Origin of the sequence: Burkholderia sp. JP2-270 (assembly GCF_003233675.1) — a bacterium.
GTDB lineage: Bacteria > Pseudomonadota > Gammaproteobacteria > Burkholderiales > Burkholderiaceae > Burkholderia > Burkholderia pyrrocinia_C.
This window is the reverse complement of record NZ_CP029825.1, coordinates 407,532-429,282: the sequence shown is the minus strand read 5'-3', so window position 1 is coordinate 429,282 and position 21,751 is coordinate 407,532. Positions and strand designations below refer to the sequence as shown.

Annotated in this window: 20 protein-coding genes; 10 read left to right on the top strand and 10 right to left on the bottom strand. The window is 69.7% G+C overall.

Annotated features, from left to right (window positions below):
• The first annotated feature begins 274 nt into the window (after positions 1–274).
• Complete coding sequence (locus tag DM992_RS19565; RefSeq protein ID WP_111018256.1) at positions 275–697, top strand: hypothetical protein; 423 nt, start codon at positions 275–277, stop codon at positions 695–697.
• 33 nt (positions 698–730) lie between these two features.
• On the top strand, positions 731–1,651 hold the full coding sequence (locus DM992_RS19560) for a peptide-binding protein (RefSeq protein ID WP_111018255.1): 921 nt from the start codon (positions 731–733) through the stop codon (positions 1,649–1,651).
• Positions 1,652–1,807: 156 nt separating this feature from the next.
• Here the strand turns inward: DM992_RS19560 and ilvD are convergent, their stop codons facing one another.
• From ilvD to DM992_RS19530, 5 genes are all read right to left on the bottom strand, one after another.
• Complete coding sequence (gene ilvD, locus DM992_RS19555) at positions 1,808–3,667, bottom strand: dihydroxy-acid dehydratase (protein WP_111018254.1); 1,860 nt, start codon at positions 3,665–3,667, stop codon at positions 1,808–1,810.
• Between the two features lie 286 nt (positions 3,668–3,953).
• Complete coding sequence (locus DM992_RS19550) at positions 3,954–4,976, bottom strand: Ldh family oxidoreductase (RefSeq protein WP_111018253.1); 1,023 nt, start codon at positions 4,974–4,976, stop codon at positions 3,954–3,956.
• Positions 4,969–6,561 carry an aldehyde dehydrogenase (NADP(+)) gene (locus DM992_RS19545; RefSeq protein ID WP_111018252.1) on the bottom strand — a complete coding sequence of 531 codons (1,593 nt, stop codon included), beginning with the start codon at positions 6,559–6,561 and terminating at the stop codon, positions 4,969–4,971. The genes DM992_RS19550 and DM992_RS19545 overlap by 8 nt, the downstream gene beginning before the upstream one ends.
• A gap of 76 nt (positions 6,562–6,637) precedes the next feature.
• Positions 6,638–8,263 (bottom strand): APC family permease, encoded by a 1,626-nt coding sequence (locus DM992_RS19540; RefSeq protein WP_111018251.1) that lies wholly within the window; start codon positions 8,261–8,263, stop codon positions 6,638–6,640.
• Positions 8,264–8,495: 232 nt separating this feature from the next.
• Entirely contained in the window at positions 8,496–9,416 is a 921-nt protein-coding gene (locus tag DM992_RS19530) for a dihydrodipicolinate synthase family protein (RefSeq protein ID WP_011547925.1), read from the bottom strand.
• A 251-nt stretch (positions 9,417–9,667) separates the two neighbouring features.
• On the opposite strand from DM992_RS19530, the gene DM992_RS19525 reads away from it, so the two are divergent.
• The 7 genes from DM992_RS19525 to DM992_RS19495 all read left to right on the top strand — a co-directional run bounded on the left by DM992_RS19525 (position 9,668) and on the right by DM992_RS19495 (position 14,781).
• On the top strand, positions 9,668–10,600 hold the full coding sequence (locus DM992_RS19525) for a 4-hydroxyproline epimerase (protein ID WP_111020301.1): 933 nt from the start codon (positions 9,668–9,670) through the stop codon (positions 10,598–10,600).
• Complete coding sequence (locus DM992_RS19520) at positions 10,597–11,724, top strand: FAD-dependent oxidoreductase (RefSeq protein ID WP_111018250.1); 1,128 nt, start codon at positions 10,597–10,599, stop codon at positions 11,722–11,724. The genes DM992_RS19525 and DM992_RS19520 overlap by 4 nt, the downstream gene beginning before the upstream one ends.
• Positions 11,721–11,954: a 2Fe-2S iron-sulfur cluster-binding protein gene (locus tag DM992_RS19515; protein WP_111018249.1), complete on the top strand. Its 234-nt coding sequence runs from the start codon at positions 11,721–11,723 to the stop codon at positions 11,952–11,954. Before DM992_RS19520 ends, DM992_RS19515 begins: the two co-directional genes overlap by 4 nt.
• Positions 11,951–13,219 (top strand): FAD/NAD(P)-binding oxidoreductase, encoded by a 1,269-nt coding sequence (locus DM992_RS19510; protein ID WP_111018248.1) that lies wholly within the window; start codon positions 11,951–11,953, stop codon positions 13,217–13,219. Before DM992_RS19515 ends, DM992_RS19510 begins: the two co-directional genes overlap by 4 nt.
• A gap of 357 nt (positions 13,220–13,576) precedes the next feature.
• Positions 13,577–13,927, top strand: a complete 351-nt coding sequence (locus DM992_RS19505; protein WP_111018247.1) for a metalloregulator ArsR/SmtB family transcription factor — start codon at positions 13,577–13,579, stop codon at positions 13,925–13,927.
• Complete coding sequence (locus tag DM992_RS19500; RefSeq protein WP_111018246.1) at positions 13,917–14,351, top strand: YeeE/YedE family protein; 435 nt, start codon at positions 13,917–13,919, stop codon at positions 14,349–14,351. The genes DM992_RS19505 and DM992_RS19500 overlap by 11 nt, the downstream gene beginning before the upstream one ends.
• A gap of 1 nt (position 14,352) precedes the next feature.
• On the top strand, positions 14,353–14,781 hold the full coding sequence (locus DM992_RS19495; protein ID WP_111018245.1) for a DUF6691 family protein: 429 nt from the start codon (positions 14,353–14,355) through the stop codon (positions 14,779–14,781).
• 193 nt (positions 14,782–14,974) lie between these two features.
• On the opposite strand, the gene DM992_RS19490 is transcribed toward DM992_RS19495, so the two are convergent.
• The 3 genes from DM992_RS19490 to DM992_RS19480 form a co-directional block, all read right to left on the bottom strand.
• The gene (locus tag DM992_RS19490) at positions 14,975–15,250 is read right to left on the bottom strand and encodes a hypothetical protein (RefSeq protein WP_111018244.1); all 276 of its coding nucleotides are present in this window, start codon (positions 15,248–15,250) and stop codon (positions 14,975–14,977) included.
• A 97-nt stretch (positions 15,251–15,347) separates the two neighbouring features.
• Positions 15,348–16,751 (bottom strand): cytochrome c peroxidase, encoded by a 1,404-nt coding sequence (locus DM992_RS19485; RefSeq protein WP_111018243.1) that lies wholly within the window; start codon positions 16,749–16,751, stop codon positions 15,348–15,350.
• Positions 16,748–18,211: a metallophosphoesterase gene (locus DM992_RS19480; RefSeq protein WP_111018242.1), complete on the bottom strand. Its 1,464-nt coding sequence runs from the start codon at positions 18,209–18,211 to the stop codon at positions 16,748–16,750. Before DM992_RS19480 ends, DM992_RS19485 begins: the two co-directional genes overlap by 4 nt.
• Before the next feature lie 136 nt (positions 18,212–18,347).
• On the opposite strand from DM992_RS19480, the gene DM992_RS19475 reads away from it, so the two are divergent.
• Entirely contained in the window at positions 18,348–19,196 is an 849-nt protein-coding gene (locus DM992_RS19475) for a class I SAM-dependent methyltransferase (protein WP_111018241.1), read from the top strand.
• Positions 19,197–19,301: 105 nt separating this feature from the next.
• Here the strand turns inward: DM992_RS19475 and DM992_RS19470 are convergent, their stop codons facing one another.
• A complete protein-coding gene (locus DM992_RS19470) occupies positions 19,302–19,613 on the bottom strand; it encodes a hypothetical protein (RefSeq protein WP_111018240.1) in 312 nt (103 codons plus the stop codon).
• Between the two features lie 61 nt (positions 19,614–19,674).
• The gene (locus DM992_RS19465; RefSeq protein WP_111020300.1) at positions 19,675–21,696 is read right to left on the bottom strand and encodes a BCCT family transporter; all 2,022 of its coding nucleotides are present in this window, start codon (positions 21,694–21,696) and stop codon (positions 19,675–19,677) included.
• Positions 21,697–21,751: the final 55 nt, after the last annotated feature.

Below are 21,751 nucleotides of genomic sequence, written 5' to 3'. Positions count from 1 at the left end.
GCTCCTGTCGGGGCGGGCCGAAGTCCGCCGGTTTGCGGCTGCCGGGTGGCCGCGAACGCCCGTCCGCGCCGGTCAGCCTGACATCGTTCAAGTTGAGGGCATTTGCGCCAACTTCAACGCGGGTGCGACAGACGGGCAGCATGCGGCATGCCCGCAAGACCGCCCGGCGCAAGAAACAAAAAGTAACCGATCATACCCGCGGAAATCTGCAGGGGACGTAAGCTAGAGTCAGGCGCGCGCCCGGCGCGGCGCGCGGATCATGCCGGAGCACTAGATGAACCCGATTCCTGCCGCGAGGCCCGCCGTCATCGCGCTGGCCGCGCTGACGCTCGGCGGCTGCTACTACACGAGCCCGTACGGGTATGCGCCTTATTACGCGCCGGCGCCCGCCACGGTAACACAGCGCGAGATCCCGGTTGCGCCGGCCGCGCCCGGCGCGGCCCTTTCGCCGGCCCCCGACACGCCGGCCGACGTCGTTGCGCCGGTGCCGGTCTATGTTGCGCCGGCCTATGTGCCGCCGCCGTATCCGTACTACTACCCCGCGTACTACCCGGGCTGGTACGGGCCGCCCGTCACGATCGGCTTCTGGGGCCGTTGGGGCGGCGGATACTGGGGTGGGCGCGGCGGGTACTGGCATCGTCCGTGGGGCGGCGGGCATTGGGGCGGCGGCCACGGGGGCGGCGGCCATCGGCACTGACGGGCGCGCGGCGGGGCCGCGCGGGAGAGCATCATGAGCAACGCGATTGTCCGAAGTCTGTGCGTCGTCCTGCTTGGCCTCGCGGCCGCGCCGGGCGTCGCCGATGCGCAGAGAAGCGCCTACACGAACTCGCCGGCCGAACTGTACGCCGGGCCGGCACCCGATTATCCGGTGGTCGCGGAGATCCCGCCCGACACGGCGCTGGACGTATTCGGCTGCCTGAGCGACTACTCTTGGTGCGACGTCGCGCTGCCGGGCGTGCGCGGCTGGATCGATGCGCAGTTGCTCGAATATCCGTACCAGGGCAACTATGTGCCGTTGCTCGAATACGGCGCGATCATCGGGGTCCCGGTGACCGGATTCGCGATCGGCGCGTACTGGGATCGTTATTACCGGCACCGCCCGTGGTACCACGACCGCGATCGCTGGGCGCATCGCGCGGAACCGCGGCTCGGCCCCGGCGGATTCCCGCCGGGACAGGGCCGTCCGCGGCCGGGCGGGCCGATACAGGCCGTGCCGGGCGGCCCGCCGTCCGCGCCGCACGATGCGCGGCCGTCGGCCACGCGCGGCGGCTGGAACGGGGCGAACCGCACGCCGCCGCCGGCGGCACCTGCACCGATGCAGGCCGCGCCGGGCGGCCCGGCACCGGGGTCGCATGATGTGCAGCCGTCGGCCACGCGCGGCGGCTGGAACGGAGCGAACCGCATGCCGGCGCCGGCGGCACCTGCGCCTGCGCCGATGCAGGCCGCACCGGGCAATGCCCGGCCGGCGGGCCCGCCGCCGGCAGTATTGCGCCCGCCCCCCGCACCGGGAGGTGAAGCCCGTCCGATGCCGCCTGTGCATCAGGGAGGTGGCGGCGGTGGCGGTGGTTACGCGCGGCCGCAAGGCGGCGGAAATGGCGGCGGTAACCGCGGTGGTGGCGGAGGCGGCGGTACCGACGAATACCGTCATTGACCGCACCAGCCCGCGATTTCTCCGCGCGCAGGACGAAAAAAAACCGCTCCGGAGAGCGGTTTCTGGATCAGGCGAGCGGGCGCCGGGCGGTTGCGTGGCGCCGCAGCCTGAGCGGACTGTCGGTCGCCGGTTGCCCGTCGTCGGTAAACCGTCCCGTCAGTCGTCGAGCAGCGACAGGTCGCGCACCGCACCCTTGTCTGCCGACATGACCAGCTTCGCATACGCCTTCAGCGCCGCGGACACCTTGCGCGGACGCGGCTGCGCCGGCTTCCAGCCCTTCGCGTTCTGCTCTTCGCGGCGGCGCGCCAGTTCCTCGTCCGATACCAGCACGTCGATCGTGCGGTTCGGGATGTCGATGCGGATCCTGTCGCCGTCGCGCACGAGGCCGATCGCACCGCCCGCTGCCGCTTCCGGCGAGCAGTGACCGATCGACAGGCCCGACGTGCCGCCCGAGAAGCGGCCGTCCGTCAGCAGCGCGCATGCCTTGCCGAGCCCCTTCGACTTGATGTAGCTGGTCGGGTAGAGCATTTCCTGCATGCCGGGGCCGCCCTTCGGGCCTTCGTAGCGCACGATCACTACGTCGCCGGCCTTGACCTTGTCGTTCAGGATGTTCTCGACCGCTTCGTCCTGCGATTCGGTCACGTGAGCCGAGCCTTCGAACACGAGGATGCTTTCGTCGACGCCGGCCGTCTTCACCACGCAGCCGTCGAGCGCGATGTTGCCCGTCAGCACCGCGAGGCCGCCTTCCTTCGAGAATGCATGCTCGTACGAGCGGATGCAGCCTTCGGCGCGGTCGAGGTCGAGGCTCGGCCAGCGCGTGTTCTGGCTGAATGCGACCTGCGTCGGGATGCCGGCCGGGCCGGCCAGGTAGAACGTACGGACCGCTTCGTCCTGCGTGCGCACGATGTCCCACTGGTCCAGCGCATCCTTCAGCGTCGGTGCGTGGATGGTCGGCACGTCGGTGTGCAGCTTGCCGGCGCGCTCCAGCTCGCCGAGGATCGCCATGATGCCGCCTGCGCGGTGCACGTCCTCGATGTGGTACTTGTTCGTGTTCGGCGCGACCTTGCACAGCTGCGGCACGGTGCGCGACAGGCGGTCGATGTCCTTCATCGTGAAGTCGATGCCGGCTTCCTGCGCGATCGCCAGCAGGTGCAGGATCGTGTTGGTCGAACCGCCCATCGCGATGTCGAGCGTCATCGCGTTCTCGAACGCCTTGAAGCCGACCGAGCGCGGCAGCACGCGTTCGTCGTCCTGCTCGTAGTGCTGGCGCGTCAGTTCGACGATGCGGCGGCCGGCGCGCTTGAACAGCTGCTCGCGATCGGCGTGCGTGGCGACCACCGTGCCGTTGCCGGGCAGCGACAGGCCGAGCGCTTCGGTCAGGCAGTTCATCGAGTTCGCGGTGAACATGCCCGAGCACGAGCCGCAGGTCGGGCAGGCCGAGCGTTCGACTTCGGCAACATCGGCGTCCGAATACGACTGGTCGGCCGCGATCACCATCGCGTCGACGAGGTCGAGCTTCTTCAGTTCGACGGTCTTGGTGACCGGGTTCGCGAGGCGCGTCTTGCCGGCTTCCATCGGGCCGCCCGACACGAAGATCACCGGAATGTTCAGGCGCATCGCGGCCATCAGCATCCCCGGCGTGATCTTGTCGCAGTTCGAGATGCACACCATCGCGTCCGCGCAGTGCGCGTTCACCATGTATTCGACCGAGTCGGCGATGATGTCGCGGCTCGGCAGCGAATAAAGCATGCCGTCATGGCCCATCGCGATGCCGTCGTCGACCGCGATCGTGTTGAATTCCTTCGCGACGCCGCCGGCAGCCTCGATCTCGCGCGCGACGAGCTGGCCGAGATCCTTCAGGTGCACGTGCCCGGGCACGAACTGGGTGAACGAGTTGACGACCGCGATGATCGGCTTCGAGAAATCGTCGTCTTTCATGCCGGTGGCGCGCCACAGCGAGCGCGCACCTGCCATGTTGCGGCCGGCGGTGGAGGTTTTGGAACGGTAAGTGGGCATTGTGGTTGCTGAAGAAATATCGCGGAAAAGGGTGGAGGCACGGGAATAAAGGCCTCTCTCGCGCCCGTGCGAACAACCTCTTGAGCTGCGCCCTGGGCAAACCGGGCGATTATCCCACAGCCGCCGCGGGCGTGGCGCCCGCGGGGCCGGCAACCGGTGCGGGCGGCGGGCGCGGCGCGGCGTGGAACGCGAGGGCGGTTGAGGGACGCCCCGCGCGGCCGGTTCGGGAGGCGGCCGGATCGCGCTTGTGTCGACGATCCATCCGCGCCGCCCCCGCGTTCCGGCGTCAGTCGAGCAGCGCCAGGATCTCGTCGTAGAGCGCCTGCGGAATCCGCACGCCGTTCGCGATGCTGCGCGCGCGGGCGTCGAAGCGCCGTTGCGACGGCAGCCGCGCGCCCTGCGCGACGATCGACCCGAACATCCGCTCGCCGCGAGCGAGCCCCGCGTCGAGATCGTCGCCAAGGAACACCTTCGGATCGAACGCGATCACCAGCTCGCCGTGGCACGGCGTCGCGCCGACACCTTCGTCGAAGTCCATCGATTCCCGGCTCGTCATGTCGCCGATCAGCGCGCCGCCGAGCAATTCGACCATCGCCGCGAGCGCCGAGCCCTTGTGGCCGCCGAACGTGCGCATCGCGCCCTGCAGCGCGGCCTTCGGGTCGGTGGTCGGCTGGCCGTCGGCGTCGATCGCCCAGTGCGGCGGAATCGCCTTGCCTTGCTTCGCGTGCAGCTCGATGTCGCCGCGTGCGATCGCACTCGTCGCGAAATCGAACACGAACGGCTCGCCGCCCGGGCGCGGCCATGCGAACGCGATCGGGTTCGTGCCGAACACCGGCTCGCGGCCGCCTTCCGGCGCGACCCAGCTGTGGCTCGGGTTCATCGCGATGCCGACCAGCCCCTCGGCCGCGATCGCCTCGACCTCGGGCCACAGCGCGGAGAAGTGGTAGCAGTGGTTGATCGCCATCGCGGCGATCCCGTGCTGCTTCGCCATCTCGACGAGCACGGGCAGCCCGGTTTCGAAGCTCAGCAGCGAGAAGCCACGATGCGCGTCGACCGCGACGATCGACGACGACAGCCGGCGCAGCGTCGGCACCGCCTGCGGATCGACCTTGCCCTTCTTCAGCGAACGCACGCAGACGAGCAGCCGGTACACGCCGTGCGAATGGCATTCGTCGCGCTGGCCCTGCGTGATGACATTGGCGATCGCCCGCGCATGCGCAGCGGACATCCCGTTGTGCGTCAGTACGCGCAGCGCGAGCGCACGGACTTCGTCGAGCGACAGGACGACTTCGGCGGTTTGCTCAGACATGGTTCACCTCGCGCGGCGCGGGCACGCCGTCGATGCGCTGCGGCACGTTCAGCGGATTGCCGTTGCGGATTGCTTCCGGCAACAGCGCGTCCGGCAGGTCCTGGTACGACACGGGACGCAGGAAGCGCTCGATCGCGCGTGCGCCGACGGACGTCGTGCGCGTGTCGGACGTCGCCGGGAACGGGCCGCCGTGCACCATTGCATGGCCGACCTCGACGCCGGTGCCGAAGCCGTTGACGAGAATGCGGCCGGCCTTGCGCTCGAGCGTCGGGCGCAGCGCGGCGAACAGCGGCGCGTCGCCGTCGGCGAGATGCGCGGCGATCGTCAACTGGCCTTCGAGCGACTTCAGCACGCGATGCAGCGTATCGGCATCCGGGCAGCGCACGATCAGCGAAGCGGGGCCGAACACTTCCTCGCGCAGTTCGGGGCGCGCGATGAACGCGTCGGCCGACGTTGCGAACAGCGCCGCGCGGGCCTGGTAGCGACTGCCTTCGACGCCTTCCGCCAGCAGCTCGACCGCATCGTGCCCGCGCAGCGCCGCGACGCCTTGCGCATAGCTTGCGTGAATGTGCGGCGTCAGCATCGTCTGCGCGGCTGCTGTGCGCACGGCATCGGCCGCCGCGGCTTCGAACGCGCGCAGCGCGGGGCTGTCGACGGCGAGCAGGAGGCCCGGGTTCGTGCAGAACTGGCCCGCGCCGAGCGTGAGCGACGCGACGAACTGCGGTGCGATCGCATCGTGACGCGCAGCGAGCGCGGCGGGAAACAGCAGCACCGGATTGATCGAGCTCATTTCCGCATAGACGGGAATCGGCTCGGGGCGCGCGGCCGCGATATGCATCAACGCGACGCCGCCGCGACGCGAGCCGGTGAAGCCGACCGCCTTGATGCGCGGATCGGCGACGAGCGCCTGGCCGATCTCGCGCGACGCGTCGAACAGCAGCGAGAACACGCCGGCCGGCATCCCGCATTCGCGCGCGGCCTGCTGGATCGCGCGGCCGACGAGTTCCGACGTGCCCGGATGCGCGGAATGCGCCTTGACGATCACCGGGCAGCCGGCCGCGAGCGCCGAGGCCGTATCGCCGCCGGCGACCGAGAACGCGAGCGGGAAGTTCGACGCGCCGAATACGGCGACGGGCCCGACCGCGACGTTGCGCAGGCGCAGGTCGACGCGCGGCAGCGGCTTGCGCTCGGGGCGCGCCGGATCGATCCGCGCGTCGAGAAAACCGCCGTCGCGCACGAGCGACGCGAACAGCGCGAGCTGGCCGACCGTGCGGCCGCGTTCGCCTTCGACGCGCGCGCGCGGCAGGCCCGTTTCGGCGACGCAGCGTTCGGTCAGGTCGTCGCCGAGCGCCATGATGTGCCGGCCGATCGCGTCGAGAAACGCGGCGCGCGCGTCGAGCGTCGTTTCGCGATACGTGTCGAACGCGTCGTCGGCGAGCGCGCAGGCCGTCTCCAGGTCGTGCAGGCTCGCGCCGCCGAAGGCAGGTTCGAGTTGCTCGCCGGTCGCGGCGGCGATCGCGTGGAGGGTGCCGTTCTGTCCGGCGACGGCGGACTGGCCGATCAGGAGCTGACCTGTGAGTTGCATGGTTTTCCTCGAAAAAAACAGGGGCCGGGCATAGGGCGCCCGGCCGAAGGGATGGTGCGAAGAGGGAGCGGGTGCGTCAGCCCTCGTCGTCGTCGAGCTGCAGCTTGTCGGAACGGACGCCGGTATTCGCGCCCCAGTAGTAGATGACGAGCGCGACAGCCGCGACCACGACCGTGTCGTACGGATGCGCGAGCCGGCCCGTGCCGCCGAAGCCGCCGAGATACGACAGCACGATCATCGCCGCATAAAACGCGATCAGCCACGCGGACGAGCGCACCTGTTCGGCGAGGCTCAGGTGCGCGGTCGGCACCCAGCGGCGGCACGCGAGATAGATGACGAACATCACGATCTGCAGGCCGAGCAGCCAGGACACCGTGCTCCACCCCGACCAGTAGACGATCAGCGCGGCGATCATGAACGACGCCGGGCCGGTGATGCCGAACGCGCTTGCGCGGAACGGCCGCGGCAGGTCGGGCGCGGTGCGGCGCAGCGCGGCGACCGATACCGGCGCGACCGCGTAGCTCAGCACCAGCGCGGCCGACACGATGTTGATCAGCGCTTCCCACGACGGGAACGGCATTGTCCAGAAGATCGCGAGGCCGAACGTGAGCCACAGGCCCGCGCGCGGGATGCCCGACGCTTCGTCGACGCGCGTGAAGACCTTGAAGAACGTGCCCGTCTTTGCCCAGCCGTAGACCACGCGCGGCGTCGCGTTCATGTAGATGTTGCCGCAGCCGCTCGGCGAGATCATCGCGTCGGCGACGACCATCACCGCGAGCCAGCCGACGCCGAGCGCGAGCGCGATGTCGCGGTACGGCAGCGTGAACGCCTTGCTGATGTCGTGCCAGCCGCCGGCGAGCATCGCGGTCGGGATGCTGCCGATGAACGCGAGCTGCAGCAGCACGTAGATCAGCGTCGACAGCAGGATCGACAGGATCAGCGCGATCGGGATCGTGCGCTGCGGATTACGCACCTCGCTCGCGACCGAAACGATCGGCGTGAGCCCGAGGTACGCGAAGATGATGCCGCCCGCGGATACGGCCATCTCGATGCCCGGCATGCCGAACGGCGCGAAGCCGTGCACGGTCAGGTTCACGGGCTTGAAGAACGTGAACAGCACGCCGATCACCGCGAGCGGCACGATGAACTTGAAGATGCTGATGATGTTGTTCGCCTTCGCGAACGTCTTCACGCTCGAATAGTTCAGGTAAAAGAAGAAGCAGAGCAGTGCTGCCTGCACGAGCCAGCCGATCGTCGTCGGATCGCTCGATCCTTCGACGGTCAGGCCCGGAAACCACGCGGCCGCGTACTGGCGCGCGGCGACGACTTCGATCGCGATCAGGCTCGAAAATGCGATCAGCGTGATGAAGCCCATCAGGTAGCCGAGCAGCGGGCCGTGCGAGAACACCGGGTAGCGGACCACGCCGCCCGCGCGCGGCAGCGCGGCGCCGAGTTCGCAGTAGACGATGCCGAGCAGCAGCACCGCGAAGCCGCCGAGCAGCCACGAGAAGATGCCGGCCGGGCCCGCGATCGTCGACACGTGACTCGCGGCGAACAGCCACCCCGAACCGAAAATGGCGCCGAGACCGATGAACGTGAGGTCGGTCAGCGACAGCTGTTTCTTGAACTTGCCGTGACCCGCGTCGGGGTGCGCGGAACGGGAAAGCGGGACGGACGGATGCGCGTTGCCTTGGCCTGGCATGGGCTTGTCTCCTAGGAGGAATATCGGTGCTGGCGTCTGGTGCGCCGCGCTCCGATGGAGCAGCGGCGCGCGCCTGCCGGCCGGCGTCGCCCGGTTCGAACGACCGGGGCGGGCCGCGGGCCGTTCACGCGCGGCGCAAGCCGGCGCCGGGGCGAACGGGCCCGTAGGCCATGCCGGACCGGAGACGGCGGCGCGAGGGGGAAAGCCTTGCGCCGCCGCAGGGGGGAGTCGGTCAGAGACCGACGTCGGGCAGTGCCGGGCGCGTTTCGAGCGCCTTCGCGACGATTGCCTTCACTTCCGCGAGCGTGTCGCCCTGCAGCGCGAGGCGCGGCGGACGCGTGATCGCGCTGCCGCGGCCGACCAGCTCTTCGCACAGCTTGATGCACTGCACGAGGTCGGGGCGTGCGTCGAGGTGCAGCAGCGGCATGAACCAGCGGTACAGCGCGAGTGCTTCGTCGAAGCGCTTTTGCTTCGCGAGGCGGAACAGCGTCTCGCCTTCCTTCGGGAACGCGTTCGACATGCCCGACACCCAGCCTTCGGCACCGACCGCGATGCTCTCGACCACGACGTCGTCGAGGCCCGCGAACAGCACGAAGCGATCGCCGACCGCGTTGCGCAGGTCGATGAAGCGGCGCGTATCACCCGACGAATCCTTGAAGCAGACGATGTTCTCGCAGTCCTGCAGCGCGATCAGCACGTCGGGCGTCACGTCGTTCTTGTAGATCGGCGGGTTGTTGTAGACCATCACCGGCAGGTCGGTGCTCGTCGCGACCGCGCGGAAGTGCGCAGCGGTTTCATGCGGCTTCGCCGAGTAGACCAGCGCGGGCATCACCATCACGCCGTCGACGCCGACGCGCTGCGCTTCGCGCACCGTGTTGCGCGCGAATTCGGTCGTGAATTCGGCGATGCCGGCGATCACCGGAATCTTGCCGCCGGCCGCATCGCGCGCGGCCTCGATCACCTGCAGCTTCTCGCTCGTCGACAGCGATGTGTTTTCGCCGACCGTGCCGCAGACCACGAGGCCCGACACGCCGTCGTTCACCAGGTTCTTCACCACGCGGTGAGTGGCGTCGATGTCGAGGGAAAAGTCCGGCTTGAACTGGGTGCTGACGGCCGGGAAAACCCCGGTCCACTGAATGGCTTTGCGGCTCACTGAAATCTCCTACGTTCGTATCGGTCGGCCGACAGGTGTGTCGGTGTGGCAACCAGTATCGCCGCGCAAATGCCCATCACGCTTGAGTCGTATCGCGGAGCAAAATGACGAAATCGGCACAGCGGCCGCCCGGTGCGCGAAGGGCGCCTCGCACTATGCCGATTTCGTCGTCGTCCTCATCGAAAAGCCACAAGCGGACCGACGCGTGACGGAGGAAGCTATGCTCCTTTCCCCACTTCGGACGGCTCATGATGAAGCGCATCCAGATCATCGATTCGCACACGGGCGGCGAACCCACTCGGCTCGTCGTGTCCGGTTTTCCGTCGCTCGGCAACGGCACGATGGCCGAGCGACGCGACCTGCTCGCGCGCGAACACGACCGCTATCGCACTGCGTGCATCCTCGAGCCGCGCGGCAGCGACGTGCTGGTCGGCGCGCTGCTGTGCGAGCCGGTATCGCCCGACGCGGCGGCCGGCGTGATCTTCTTCAACAATAGCGGCTATCTCGGGATGTGCGGGCACGGCACGATCGGCGTCGTGCGCACGCTGCATCACATGGGGCGCATCCGGCCCGGCGTGCATCGGATCGAAACGCCCGTCGGCACCGTCGAGGCGACGCTGCACGACGATCTGTCGGTCAGCGTGCGCAACGTGCCCGCATATCGCCACGCGAAGGGCGTCGCGGTCGATGTGCCGGGTTACGGCTCCGTGAAGGGCGACATCGCGTGGGGCGGCAACTGGTTCTTCCTGATCAGCGACCACGGGCAGCGCGTCGCCGGCGACAACGTCGCGGCGCTTACCGCATATGCGTCGGCCGTGCGCGAAGGGCTCGAACGCGCGGGCATCACCGGTGCGAACGGCGGCGAGATCGACCATATCGAGCTGTTCGCCGACGATCCCGAGCACGACAGCCGCAGCTTCGTGCTGTGCCCGGGCCTCGCATACGACCGTTCGCCGTGCGGAACCGGCACGAGCGCGAAGCTCGCGTGCCTCGCGGCCGACGGCAAGCTCGCGCCGGGCGCCGTGTGGCGGCAGGCAAGCGTGATCGGCAGCGTGTTCCAGGCGAGCTACGAGCAGGCCGACAGCGGCATCGTGCCGACGATTCGAGGCAGCGCGCACCTGAGCGCGGAAGCGACGCTGCTGATCGAGGAAGACGATCCGTTCGGCTGGGGCATCGTGTCGTGAGCAACGCAAGTACCGACGTCGTCGTGATCGGCGCCGGCATCGTCGGCGCGGCGTGCGCGCACGAACTCGCGCAGCGCGGGCTGCGCGTGCTCGTCGTCGACGACGCGAGCGGCGGCGCGACCGGCGCGGGGATGGGCCACCTCGTCGCGATGGACGACAACGCGGCCGAGCTCGCGCTGAGCCATTACTCGATCGGACTGTGGCGCGCGTTGAGCGGCAAGATGCCGGAAGGCTGCGCGTACCGCAACTGCGGCACGCTGTGGCTCGCGGCCGACGCGCACGAAATGGATCTCGCGCGCGCGAAGCAGGCGACGCTTGCCGCGCACGGCGTGGCCGGCGAGCTGATCGATGCGGCGACGCTCGCGCGACTGGAGCCGATGCTGCGCGCGGGGCTAGGCGGCGCGCTGAAGATTCCGGGCGACGCGATCCTCTATGCGCCCGTCACCGCGAACTGGCTGCTGCAGCGCGCTCCGCGCATCACGTTGCGCCGCGACCGGGCCGTTGCGGTCGACGGCCCGTGCGTGACGCTCGCGAGCGGCGACACATTGCGTGCGGAACGCGTGGTCGTCGCGAACGGCGTCGCGGCGCGCACGCTGCTGCCCGAGCTGCCGCTGCGCCCGAAAAAGGGCCACCTGCTGATCACCGACCGCTATCCGGGCCGCGTGTCGCACCAGCTCGTCGAGCTTGGTTATGCGGCGAGCGCGCATGCGAGCGACGGCACGTCGGTCGCGTTCAATGTGCAGCCGCGGCCGACCGGCCAGTTGCTGATCGGCTCGTCGCGCCAGTTCGATACCGAGGACGCGCGCGTCGAGCCGCCCGTGCTCGCACGGATGCTGCGCCGTGCGGTCGGCTATCTGCCGGATCTGGCCGACCTGAACGGGATCCGCTCATGGACAGGGTTCCGTTCCGCGAGCCCCGACGGCCTGCCGCTGCTCGGCGAGCACCCGGCGCGGCCGGGCGTGTGGCTCGCGGTCGGGCACGAAGGGCTCGGCGTGACGACCGCGCCGGGCAGCGCGCGGCTCGTCGCCGCGCAGATGGCCGGCGAACGGCCGCCCATCGATATCGAACCGTATTTGCCGGGACGCTTTTTGACCGCGTCCCCCGTAGCCGGAGCGCTGACATGATCATTCATCTGGACGGCCGCGTGCTGACGGTGGCCGACGGCGCGACCGTCGCGGCCGCCGTCGCGGCGAGCGGCGACGACACGACGCGCGTGTCGTGCACGGGTGCGGCGCGCGCGCCGTTTTGTGGAATGGGCATCTGCCAGGAGTGCCGGATGACGATCGACGGCCGCCGCCGGCTGGCCTGCCAGACGCTGTGCCGCGACGGAATGCAGGTGGAGCGCGCACGATGAAACAGGAACGACTGAGCGTCGATGTCGCGATCGTCGGTGCGGGCCCGGCCGGGCTGTCGGCCGCGCGGGCCGCCGCGCAAAGCGGTGCAACGGTTGCGATCGTCGACGACAACCCGCGGGCGGGCGGGCAGATCTGGCGGCAAGGCCCAGCGGCCACGCCGGTGCAGGCCGCCGCCGAACGCCTCGCCGTACTGCGGCGGCCGAACGTTACCCACCTTGCAGCGACGCGCATCGTCGCCGAAACGCAGCCGGGCACGCTGCTGCTCGAGGACGACGAGCGCGGGCTGCTGCTCGAGTTCCGGACGCTGATTGTCTGCTGCGGCGCACGCGAGCTGTTGCTGCCGTTTCCGGGCTGGACGCTGCCGGGCGTCACGGGCGCGGGCGGCTTGCAGGCGCTGATCAAGTACGGCCTCGACGTGCGCGGGCAGCGCACGGTGATCGCGGGCAGCGGACCGCTGCTGCTGGCGAGTGCGGCGACAGCGCGTCAGGCCGGCGCGCGCGTGTCGCACGTGCTCGAACAGGCCGCGTGGGGCGACGTGGCCGGCTTCGGTGCGGAGCTGTGGCGCTGGCCGTCGAAGCTTGTGCAGGCCGCGAAGCTCGTCACGGCCGCCTATCGGCCCGACGCGCACGTCGTCGAAGCGTTCGGCGACAAGCGGCTCGAACGCGTGCGGATCCGCCAGGGCGATCGCGAGTTCGACGTCGATTGCGACCGGCTCGCGTGCGGCTTCGGCCTCGTGCCGAACACCGTGCTGCCGAGCCATCTCGGCTGCCGGATCGAGAACGGCGCGGTGGCGGTCGACGCGCATCAGCGCACGAGCCGCGACGGGTACTTCGCGGCCGGCGAGTGTACCGGCGTCGGCGGCAGCGAGCTGGCGATGGTCGAAGGCGAAATCGCCGGTTATGCGGCGACCGGGCAGACGGCGCCATTGGCCGCGCTCGTCGCGCGGCGCGCGCACTGGCAGGCTTTCGCAGATGCCGTACGCGAGCGTTTCGCGATCCGCGAGCCGATCCGCCGGCTTGCTCGGCCCGAGACGCTGCTGTGCCGCTGCGAGGATGTGCGCTTCGATGCGGTCGCGCTGGAGCCGGGCTGGACGGCCGCGAAGCTGCAGTCGCGCTGCGGGATGGGCGCATGCCAGGGCCGTGTTTGCGGCGCGGCCGCGCAGGTGCTGTTCGGCTGGACGCCGCCGGTGCCGCGCACGCCGCTCGTGCCCGCGCGGGTCGGCACGCTGATGCTCGACGGCACGGCGTCCTGCGACGGCGCGTGACGCGTCGCAGCGAAGCGGCCCGGGAGGTGCCGGGCCGCGCCATTCGCCCCATCTTCACTTTCTCCCATCCATCCCCCTGAGGCGCCGACGGGCACTCGATCGTCGCGGCCACGGCCGCGCGATTCGCGCTGTCGAGGTGCCTGGACATCGATACCGCGCGCGGGCCCTCGAGTTCCATCGGCACGAGGCCGGCGCGATGCATGGTTCGTGCCGATGGGGTGCGTGCGTCGGCCGCCAGTGCGATCGCGGCGAGCAAGCCTGAGCGAAGAGGGCGCAAGGTCTCCGATGGACAAATAGCAGGAAGCAACATTATATGATTTGATATATTATTTGTTCTTTAATTGACTCCCCGCCCCGATGAACATCGATCTTCCCGCCGGGCTGCCCGAACCCGACCAGATGCGCGCAGCCGCCGAATCGGCCTGCGCGTTCCTCAAGGTGCTGTCGAATCCCGACCGGCTGCTGCTGCTCTGTGAACTGTCGCAGGGCGAGCGCTGCGTGAGCGATCTCGAGACGAAGCTGGACATCCGCCAGCCGACGCTGTCGCAGCAACTCGGCGTGTTGCGGGACAACGCACTGGTCCGCACGCGCCGCGAAGGCAAGAACATCCACTATTCGCTCGACAGTCCGGCCGCGATCGCGGTAATGGGCGTGCTGTACGAACAGTTCTGCGGCCCGGCCGCGAAGGGGACACGCGATGCAGCTTGATACGCTTCATTTCACGCCGTGGCTGTCGCTGGCCGGCGGCGTGCTGATCGGGCTCGCGGCCGCTTGGCTGGTCGCGTTCAACGGCCGGATTGCCGGCATCAGCGGCATCGTCGGGGGCCTGTTCGCGGCGGGTTCCGGCGAGCGCGACTGGCGCGTCGCATTCGTCGCCGGGCTGATCGCCGCACCGCTCGCGATGCGCGTCGCCGGAGCCGGCCTGACGCCGCAGGTCGACGCAAGCTGGCCCGAGTTGATGGCGGCCGGCCTGCTGGTCGGGATCGGCACGCGATACGCGGGCGGCTGCACGAGCGGCCACGGCGTGTGCGGGATATCGCGCGGCGCGCTGCGCTCGGTGGTCGCGACCGCGACTTTCATGATCGCGGGCTTCGTGACCGTATTCGTGCGGCGGCACGTGCTGGGAGGCTGACATGCAGGCAGGATTCGCGTTTCTGGCGGGGCTGCTGTTCGGCGTCGGCCTCATCGTGTCGGGCATGGCCAATCCGCAGAAGGTGCTCGGCTTTCTCGACCTGGCGGGCCGCTGGGATCCGTCGCTCGCGTTCGTGATGGCCGGCGCGACGGGCGTTGCCGTGTTCGCGTTCGCATGGGCGAAACGCCGGACGCGATCGTGGCTCGGCTTGCCGATGCAGTTGCCGGCCTTGCGGGCGGTCACTGTGCGCCTGGTCGCCGGAAGTGCCGTGTTCGGCATCGGCTGGGGGATGGCCGGGTTCTGCCCGGGGCCCGCGATCGTGTCGATCGGCTTCGGATCGGCCAAGGGGATCGGGTTCGTCGTCGCGATGCTGGCCGGGATGGCGATATTTGAGTGGATCGAGCGCCGCAGGAGCCGGAACGTGCGGTGACGCGGCGATTGCCGCGTGCCGGGCAGGCCGCGGCTGTCGAGGCGGTCTTTCCGGGTGACGAAGACCGGGGCGGACCGCGTTCGCTCGCCGCCGACACGCGGCGGCGGCTGCATAAGCACGGCAGCCGCCGGCCAGGCTTACGCATGCGCGATCGCTCCGGCCCGCTGCGCGGCGGCGGCAGGCCGCTGCCATATCAGCGGCCTGCCGAGTGCGAAGCGAGGTGCTGGCGGATCAACGACAGGTAACGATCGCCGACCGAGCAATCGCGTGCGACGCGCGGCCGCTCCGCCTGGCGCAGCGTAGCCGGCGCGCTCATGCCCAGATACCGGCAGACGGCCGACGGAAACGGCTTGCGCGTATGCCCGAGCTGGCGCGCCGCGCGCTCGACGCGGGCGTCGCCGACCTGGGCGCGAAGCCACGCCAGCACTTGGCGATCGGTGTCGTTGACGATACGGACCAGATGTTCCATCGCGCACCTCACTGTTCATAAATACAGTGCTGTAAATATAACCAGTGTTTGCGGCGGCCGCAAGCGGGCGCGCCTGCGGCTGGCCGTTCGGCCAGGGTCAGCGCGCCGGCGCGGCGGTCCGGGAGATCCGGGAGATCCGGGCGGCAGGGGCGGCAGCCGCGGCGATGCCCGTATAGCGCGCGTCGGTCAGCGTGCCGAGGAACGCGACGATGTCGTCGATTTCCGCGTCGGTCAGCGCGGGCGGCGTGCCGGGCCGGCGGTTCATCGGCGTCGAGTTGACGTTGATGTTGCCGCGATAGGCGGCCGGCACGTCGTCGAACGTCGTGGCGCCGTGATACCAGAAGCCGGGGTCGGTCGAGCGCGTGTTGTAGAACGCGACCGCGTCGCGCAGCGTCGTGAACGCGCCGTTGTGCATGAAGGTCTGCTTGACCGCGACGTTGCGCAGCCCCGGCGTGCGCAGGTAGCCGCACCATTGCGTCGGCTCGGGCCAGCGCAGCCGCCGTGCGGTGTCGCACAGCCCGTTGTCGAAATGGCGCGGATCGCGGTTCGCCGGCAGCGCGCGGTTGCGCGGCACGGCGATCGCGTCATAACCGAAATCGGTGAAGAGCGAGCGCTCCGGGCGGCTCGACGTGTCCGACAGCGTATGGCAGGTCATGCAGTTGCCCTTGTCCGGATTCCGGAACAGCGCGAGGCCGCGCATCTCGGCCGGCGCGAGCGGTTTGCGGGTGCGCAGGAACGCGTCGAAGCGCGACGTGAACGGCGCCATCTCGTCGCTCTGCAGATAGGCCTCGACGGCCGAACCCAGCGCGCGCACGAGTTGCTCGGGGTCGCGTCGCACCGGCGCGCCGAAGCGCGCGGCGAGATCGGGCGCGAGCTCGGTCGCATTGACCTTGCGCAGCAGCGCGGCCGGCGACCGGTTGTTCATCTCGTTCGGATCGAACAGCGGCCCGCGGATCTGCTCGGCGAGCGTATCCGCGCGGCCATCGCTGAACAGCCCACCGAACGGCGACGGCGCGGGCGCATCGTCGTCCTGGTAGAAGTGGCGGCGTGGCACGTAGCGCACATAGAGCAGCGACGGCGCATTGCGCTGGCTGAAGCGCCCGGGCCGGCTGCCTTCCGGTACGCCGGGCCCCGCGAGCGAAGCCGCCGACAGCGTCGGCGCGAATGCGCGGCCCGGATCGTGGCAGCCCGCGCACGACATGCCGCGCGGCTCGGACAGCCGCGGGTCGAAGAAGATCCGGCGGCCGAGCGCGACGAGTGTCGGGGCGGGCGCGAAGCGCGCGGTGGCCGCGTCGATCTTGTCCGTCACTTGCGGCGTGCCTTTGCCGATCGTGCCGACGACGCGCGACGGCGGCGCGCCGGGGAGCAGGACCGTTTCGGACGGCACGGCGTGCGCCGCGTGCGCCGCCAGCGCCAGGCCGGCGAGCACGGCCGCGGCAAGCGTGTGCAGCGTTTGCCGGCCGCGCGCAACGCGGCCGTCGCATCGAACCTCTTCACTCACGGCGCAATGAACCCCGTCTTGTCGCATGCGAGCGTCGTGCCCGACTGATTGCACGATGCGAGCAGCTTGCCTGCTGCCGAATACGCACGGAACACCCAGCCCGTCGCCGGTGCCGCACGGCGCTCCATGATCAGGAAACCGAAGCTGTTGTTGTGCGACAGCCGCTCGATCACGGCGCCCGGTGCCGGCGTCAGGCTGGCCGGGAACGGGTCCGGCAGTGCGACGTCGAGGTTGTCGCCGCCGTTGCCGGACACGATCGTCGCCGGATGCCCGGACGAGAAGTTGATCGCCTGGAAGTCGTGCACGTGACCGTGCAGCGCGACGTGCACGCCCGGCGGGTAGTACGCCTGCGCGTTGAGGCTCGCCATCACCGACTGCAGAGCGAGGTTGCCCGGCGCGGGTGTGCTGCCTGCGATCGGCGCGAACGCGAGGATCGGATGATGGTTCGTGAAGATCGTCGTCGTCATGCCGGCCTTCGACGCGAGCGCGGCCACGGTCTGGAACTGCTTCTGGTAGATGCCGAATTGCGCGTCGGTCGTCTTCAGCGGCGCGCGGCCGACCTTCGCGGTGTCGAACACGATCACCTGCGAGCCGCCGCCGAGCGACACCGCATAGGGTTCCGAATAGTTCGCGTTGGTGTCGTTGGCCGGATCGTCGCACGAACGGGCGGCCGAATACGGGCGCGGATCGAGGAAGCGGAACCAGCCCTGGCCCGCGCGCGCGCATTCCTCATGGTTGCCGCGCACGACGACCCACGGCGCCTTCGCGAGCAGCGGTGCGGCCGGGCGGAACAGGTCGGCCTGCCACGTATCCCAGCCATAGCCCCACGGGCTGTCCTTGCAGCCGGCGATGTCCGGCGGGCATGCGTTCTCGCGATAGTGGTAGTCGCCGACGTGCAGCACCAGGTCGGGCGACAGCTTCGCGACGCTGGCCGCGATCGTGTCGAACGGCCAGACCGTCGCGTCGTTGCACGCCTGCCATGCGTTGTCGGCCTTCTTCATCCGGCAGCCGGTGTCGGCAATGATCGCGATGCGCTGCGGCTGTGCCTTCGGCAGCGGCAGCGTGCGGCCCGCGACGCTCGCCGCCTGTGCATCGGCCGGTAACGTCGTTTCGCAGACGGAGACCGGGAAGCTCGACGGCTTCGAATCGGCCGGGTCGCTGGCGGTCGACCGCTGGGCCGGGGTCGCGGCGCCGGCGCGCAGCGTCATGCGCGACAGCTTGCCGTCGACGGTCAGTTGCGGACACAGTGGATCGCCGGCCGACGCGGGGGTGTAGTTCGTGATGACGCGCGCGATCGCCTGGTTCGCGTCGCCGATCTCGACCCATGCGGCCTGGACGTTGACCGATGCACTGGCCGGGTCGGCCGGCGAATCGATGTGATTCGAGCACGCGGACAGCGCGGCGAGGGCAACAAGGGGGGCGCAGCGCGCGAGCAGTACGCGCGGGAGGAGTCGTCGCATGGGAGGCACCGTAGGAAAGTCGTCAACGATACGCAGCACGAATGTAAGAAATGTGAAAAGCCGGGGCCTTGACCTCAAGCCGGCTTGAAGCAGCACAGTGCGCTTCATGATCAACGAACCAGAAGGGGAATCGACGATGGAAACCAACCGGCCCAACGACGAACAATCGGCGCTGTGGAATGGCCCGTCGGGGCGTGCATGGGTCGATGCGCAGGCGCCGATCGACCGGATGTTCGAGCCGTTCGAGGCGCTGCTCGCCGATGCGGCGGCCGCGTCGTCCGCGCGCAGCGTGCTCGACGTCGGCTGCGGCACGGGCGCGGTTACGCTCGCGATCGCGCGCCGGCTCGGCACGGACGCGCAATGCACGGGCATCGACATCTCGGCCCGGATGATCGATGCAGCGCAGGTGCGCGCCGAACGCAGCGGCCTGTGCGCCCGCTTCGTGTGCGCGGACGTGCAGACTCATGCTTTCGAGCCCGCGAGCGTCGACCTGATCGTGTCGCGCCTCGGCGTGATGTTCTTCGACGACCCGGTCCGGGCCTTCGCGAATCTGCGGCACGCGGCGCGGCCGGACGCGCAGATGCGGTTCGTCGCGTGGCGCAGCGCGGCCGACAACCCGTTCATGACGACGGCCGAGCGGGCCGCCGCGCCGTTGCTGCCGAACCTGCCTGCGCGGCGGCCCGGCGCGCCGGGGCAGTTCGCGTTCGGCGACCGGCAGCGGATCGCGTCGGTGCTGTTGGGCAGCGGCTGGGCCGACATTGCGATCGAGCCGGTCGATATGGCGTGCGTGTTGCCCGAGCCCGCGCTGGACGACTATATCGCGCGGCTGGGCCCGGTCGGGCTCGCGCTGCTGGAGACGGACGACGCGACGCGGTGGCGCGTGGTCGGGAAGGTGCGTACCGCGTTCGAGCGTTACGTGCACGGCACGGAGGTGCGTTTCGACGCGGCCTGCTGGCTCGTGACGGCGCGCGCGCCGTCCGCGTAACGCGTGCGATAAAACGGATCAGAGAAGGCGCGTCGGCCGCCTGTTCGCCCCGCGTGTTGCCGTTCGCGCTTGACTGACGAAGCCGCGCTGCGCGATATGTACGCGTCAGCGTTTCCTCGCGCGCAGCATCAGCCACGCGCAACCTCCGGCAACCAGCGCGAGGCCGAGCAGGACGGCTTCGACGCCGAGCGCGAAGCCGGGCGGCATTTCACCGCTGTTCGGCACGGGCGACAGGTTGCCGCCCATCGCGACGGCGCCGCCGGCCAGCAGCGCCATGCAGACGATCCAGTAGGCCTTGCCGCGCGGCGCAGCGGCCCGGATCCGCCACAGCGCGATGCCGGCTCCGCCGAGATAGAGCACGGCGAGCGTGCCGAGCGCGACGAGGTCGGCGGCGCGGCTTTGCAGAAGCCCGTTCATCGTGCGGCTCCGTCGGACGTGGCGGATCGGAGCGGCGCAGCGAAGGCTGCGGCGTGTGCGCTCATTCGGCCTCCGTCGCGTGCCCCGGCGCGCGGCTCAGCAGATGCGTACGCTTGTCGGCCGCGAGCGACACGTAGCGTTCGTACTGGCGCAGCACATCGGCGATCACTTCGTCGCCGCGCAGGTATTCGACGTCGTAGCCGAGTCGACCATCCTCGAAGAACGTGACGATCCCGCACACGTGCGCACGCGCTGCTTCCGGCTCGGCCGCCTCGCGCACCAGGAACGCGGCCGCGGATTTCACCGTCACGCGCACGCCGTACACGAAATCGCGGTGCTCGGCGGTCGGCACGGTGAGCCGCACGGCGTCGTCGTTGTCGCGCTGCACGTGCGCATCGACGCCGCTTGCGCGCAGTTCGTCGGCGACCTTGCGCAGCGCGGGCTCGACCGTCTCGGCGACGAACTGGCGCGCCTCGGCCTCGGTCGTCTGCCGCAGGATGTGCGTCAGGCGGTGGCGCCAGTGCTGGCCGGTCCAGAAGCTCGCCGCAGGCGCGATCTCCTGCGAATAGTGAGCGCGGTCGGCCGCTAGCCCGCGCCACAGCCCGTAGCAGAGCGCGAGCATGATGATGGCGACCGGCAGCGCGGCGATCAGCGTCATCGCCTGCAATGCGCCGAGCCCGCCGGCAACCAGCAGCACCGCGGCCGTCACGCCGAGCAGCGCGGCCCAGAACAGCCGTTGCCAGACGGGCGAATGCGCGTTGCCGCGCGTCGCGATCTGGTCGATCACGAACGCGCCCGAATCGGCGGACGTGACGAAGAACACCGCGATCAGCACGATCGCGGCGATCGACAGCAGTTGCGACAGCGGCAGGAAATCGAAGAAACGGAACAGCAGCGCATCGACGTTGGTGGCCGTCTGCGCGAGTGCACCGGCCGCGCCGTGCGTGTCGAGCCAGATCGCGCTGTTGCCGAACACGGTCATCCACGCGAGGTTGAACGCGGTCGGCACGAGCAGCACGCCGATCACGAACTGGCGGATCGTGCGGCCGCGCGAGATGCGCGCGATGAACATGCCGACGAACGGCGACCACGAGATCCACCACGCCCAGTAGAGGATCGTCCAGCCGCCGAACCAGCCTTCCTCGCGCGGCGACGCATACGCATAGGTGCGAAACGACAGGTCGACGAGATTCGACAGGTACTGGCCGATGTTGTCGCCGAGCGCGCGGAACAGGAATGCCGTCGGGCCCGCGACGACCACGAACCCGAGCAGCAGGAACGCGAGCAGCAGGTTCAGCTCGGACAGCCGGCGTACGCCCTTGTCGAGGCCGCTGGCGGCCGACAGGCCCGCGAGCAGCACCACGATCACGACGAGCCCGATGCGAAACACGTTGCTGCCGGTGTCCCAGCCGGCGACCGTATGCAGGCCCGCGCTCAACTGCATCACGCCGTAGCCGAGCGTGGTCGCGATGCCGGCGACCGTGCCGACCAGCGCGAATGCATCCACGGTATGGCCGATCCAGCCGTTCACGCGTTCGCGCAGCACCGGATACAGGCCCGAGCGCAGCGTCAGTGGCAAGTTGTAGCGGAACCCGAAATATGCGAGCACGAGCCCCATCAGCCCATAGATCGCCCACGCATGGAAGCCCCAGTGGAAGAAGGTCATCAGCATCGCCTCGCGCGCGGCGGCGGGCGTGCCGGGGTCGACGGTCGGCGGCTTCAGGAAGTGCTGCATCGGCTCGCCGACGCCGAAATACATGAGGCCGATGCCCATGCCGGCCGCGAACAGCATTGCCGTCCACGATAAGAAGCTGAATTCGGGCTCGGCGTCGTCGGGCCCGAGCCGGATGTTGCCGAAATCGCTCGCGGCGATCAGTACGAGAAACACGAGGAAGCCGGTGACGGCGAGTACGTAGAACCAGTCGAAGCGCGCGATGACCCATTGCTGGCCGGCGGAGAACAGCATGCCGGCTTCGCTCGGGAGCAGCGCACAGACGGCCAGCAATGCACCGATGACCGTGAGCGCGGGCAGGACGACCTGCGGCTTGAATGTCGTGCGCGGGGAGGGACGGGAATCTGGCATGTCGGGCATCCAGTTGTGGGCGCAACGAGGCGCGACGCCATCCGGCGCGCACGTT

Bases quoted from the DNA above. Each gene is read 5' to 3' on its own strand.
- DM992_RS19475 (WP_111018241.1), top strand. From the start codon at position 18,348: ATGGAAACCAACCGGCCCAACGACGAACAATCGGCGCTGTGGAATGGC.
- DM992_RS19470 (WP_111018240.1), bottom strand. From the start codon at position 19,613: ATGAACGGGCTTCTGCAAAGCCGCGCCGCCGACCTCGTCGCGCTCGGC.
- DM992_RS19540 (WP_111018251.1), bottom strand. From the start codon at position 8,263: ATGCCAGGCCAAGGCAACGCGCATCCGTCCGTCCCGCTTTCCCGTTCC.
- ilvD (WP_111018254.1), bottom strand. From the start codon at position 3,667: ATGCCCACTTACCGTTCCAAAACCTCCACCGCCGGCCGCAACATGGCA.
- DM992_RS19495 (WP_111018245.1), top strand. From the start codon at position 14,353: ATGCAGGCAGGATTCGCGTTTCTGGCGGGGCTGCTGTTCGGCGTCGGC.
- DM992_RS19565 (WP_111018256.1), top strand. From the start codon at position 275: ATGAACCCGATTCCTGCCGCGAGGCCCGCCGTCATCGCGCTGGCCGCG.
- DM992_RS19505 (WP_111018247.1), top strand. From the start codon at position 13,577: ATGAACATCGATCTTCCCGCCGGGCTGCCCGAACCCGACCAGATGCGC.
- DM992_RS19480 (WP_111018242.1), bottom strand. From the start codon at position 18,211: ATGCGACGACTCCTCCCGCGCGTACTGCTCGCGCGCTGCGCCCCCCTT.
- DM992_RS19465 (WP_111020300.1), bottom strand. From the start codon at position 21,696: ATGCCAGATTCCCGTCCCTCCCCGCGCACGACATTCAAGCCGCAGGTC.
- DM992_RS19490 (WP_111018244.1), bottom strand. From the start codon at position 15,250: ATGGAACATCTGGTCCGTATCGTCAACGACACCGATCGCCAAGTGCTG.
- DM992_RS19525 (WP_111020301.1), top strand. From the start codon at position 9,668: ATGAAGCGCATCCAGATCATCGATTCGCACACGGGCGGCGAACCCACT.
- DM992_RS19560 (WP_111018255.1), top strand. From the start codon at position 731: ATGAGCAACGCGATTGTCCGAAGTCTGTGCGTCGTCCTGCTTGGCCTC.
- DM992_RS19510 (WP_111018248.1), top strand. From the start codon at position 11,951: ATGAAACAGGAACGACTGAGCGTCGATGTCGCGATCGTCGGTGCGGGC.
- DM992_RS19550 (WP_111018253.1), bottom strand. From the start codon at position 4,976: ATGTCTGAGCAAACCGCCGAAGTCGTCCTGTCGCTCGACGAAGTCCGT.
- DM992_RS19500 (WP_111018246.1), top strand. From the start codon at position 13,917: ATGCAGCTTGATACGCTTCATTTCACGCCGTGGCTGTCGCTGGCCGGC.
- DM992_RS19545 (WP_111018252.1), bottom strand. From the start codon at position 6,561: ATGCAACTCACAGGTCAGCTCCTGATCGGCCAGTCCGCCGTCGCCGGA.
- DM992_RS19515 (WP_111018249.1), top strand. From the start codon at position 11,721: ATGATCATTCATCTGGACGGCCGCGTGCTGACGGTGGCCGACGGCGCG.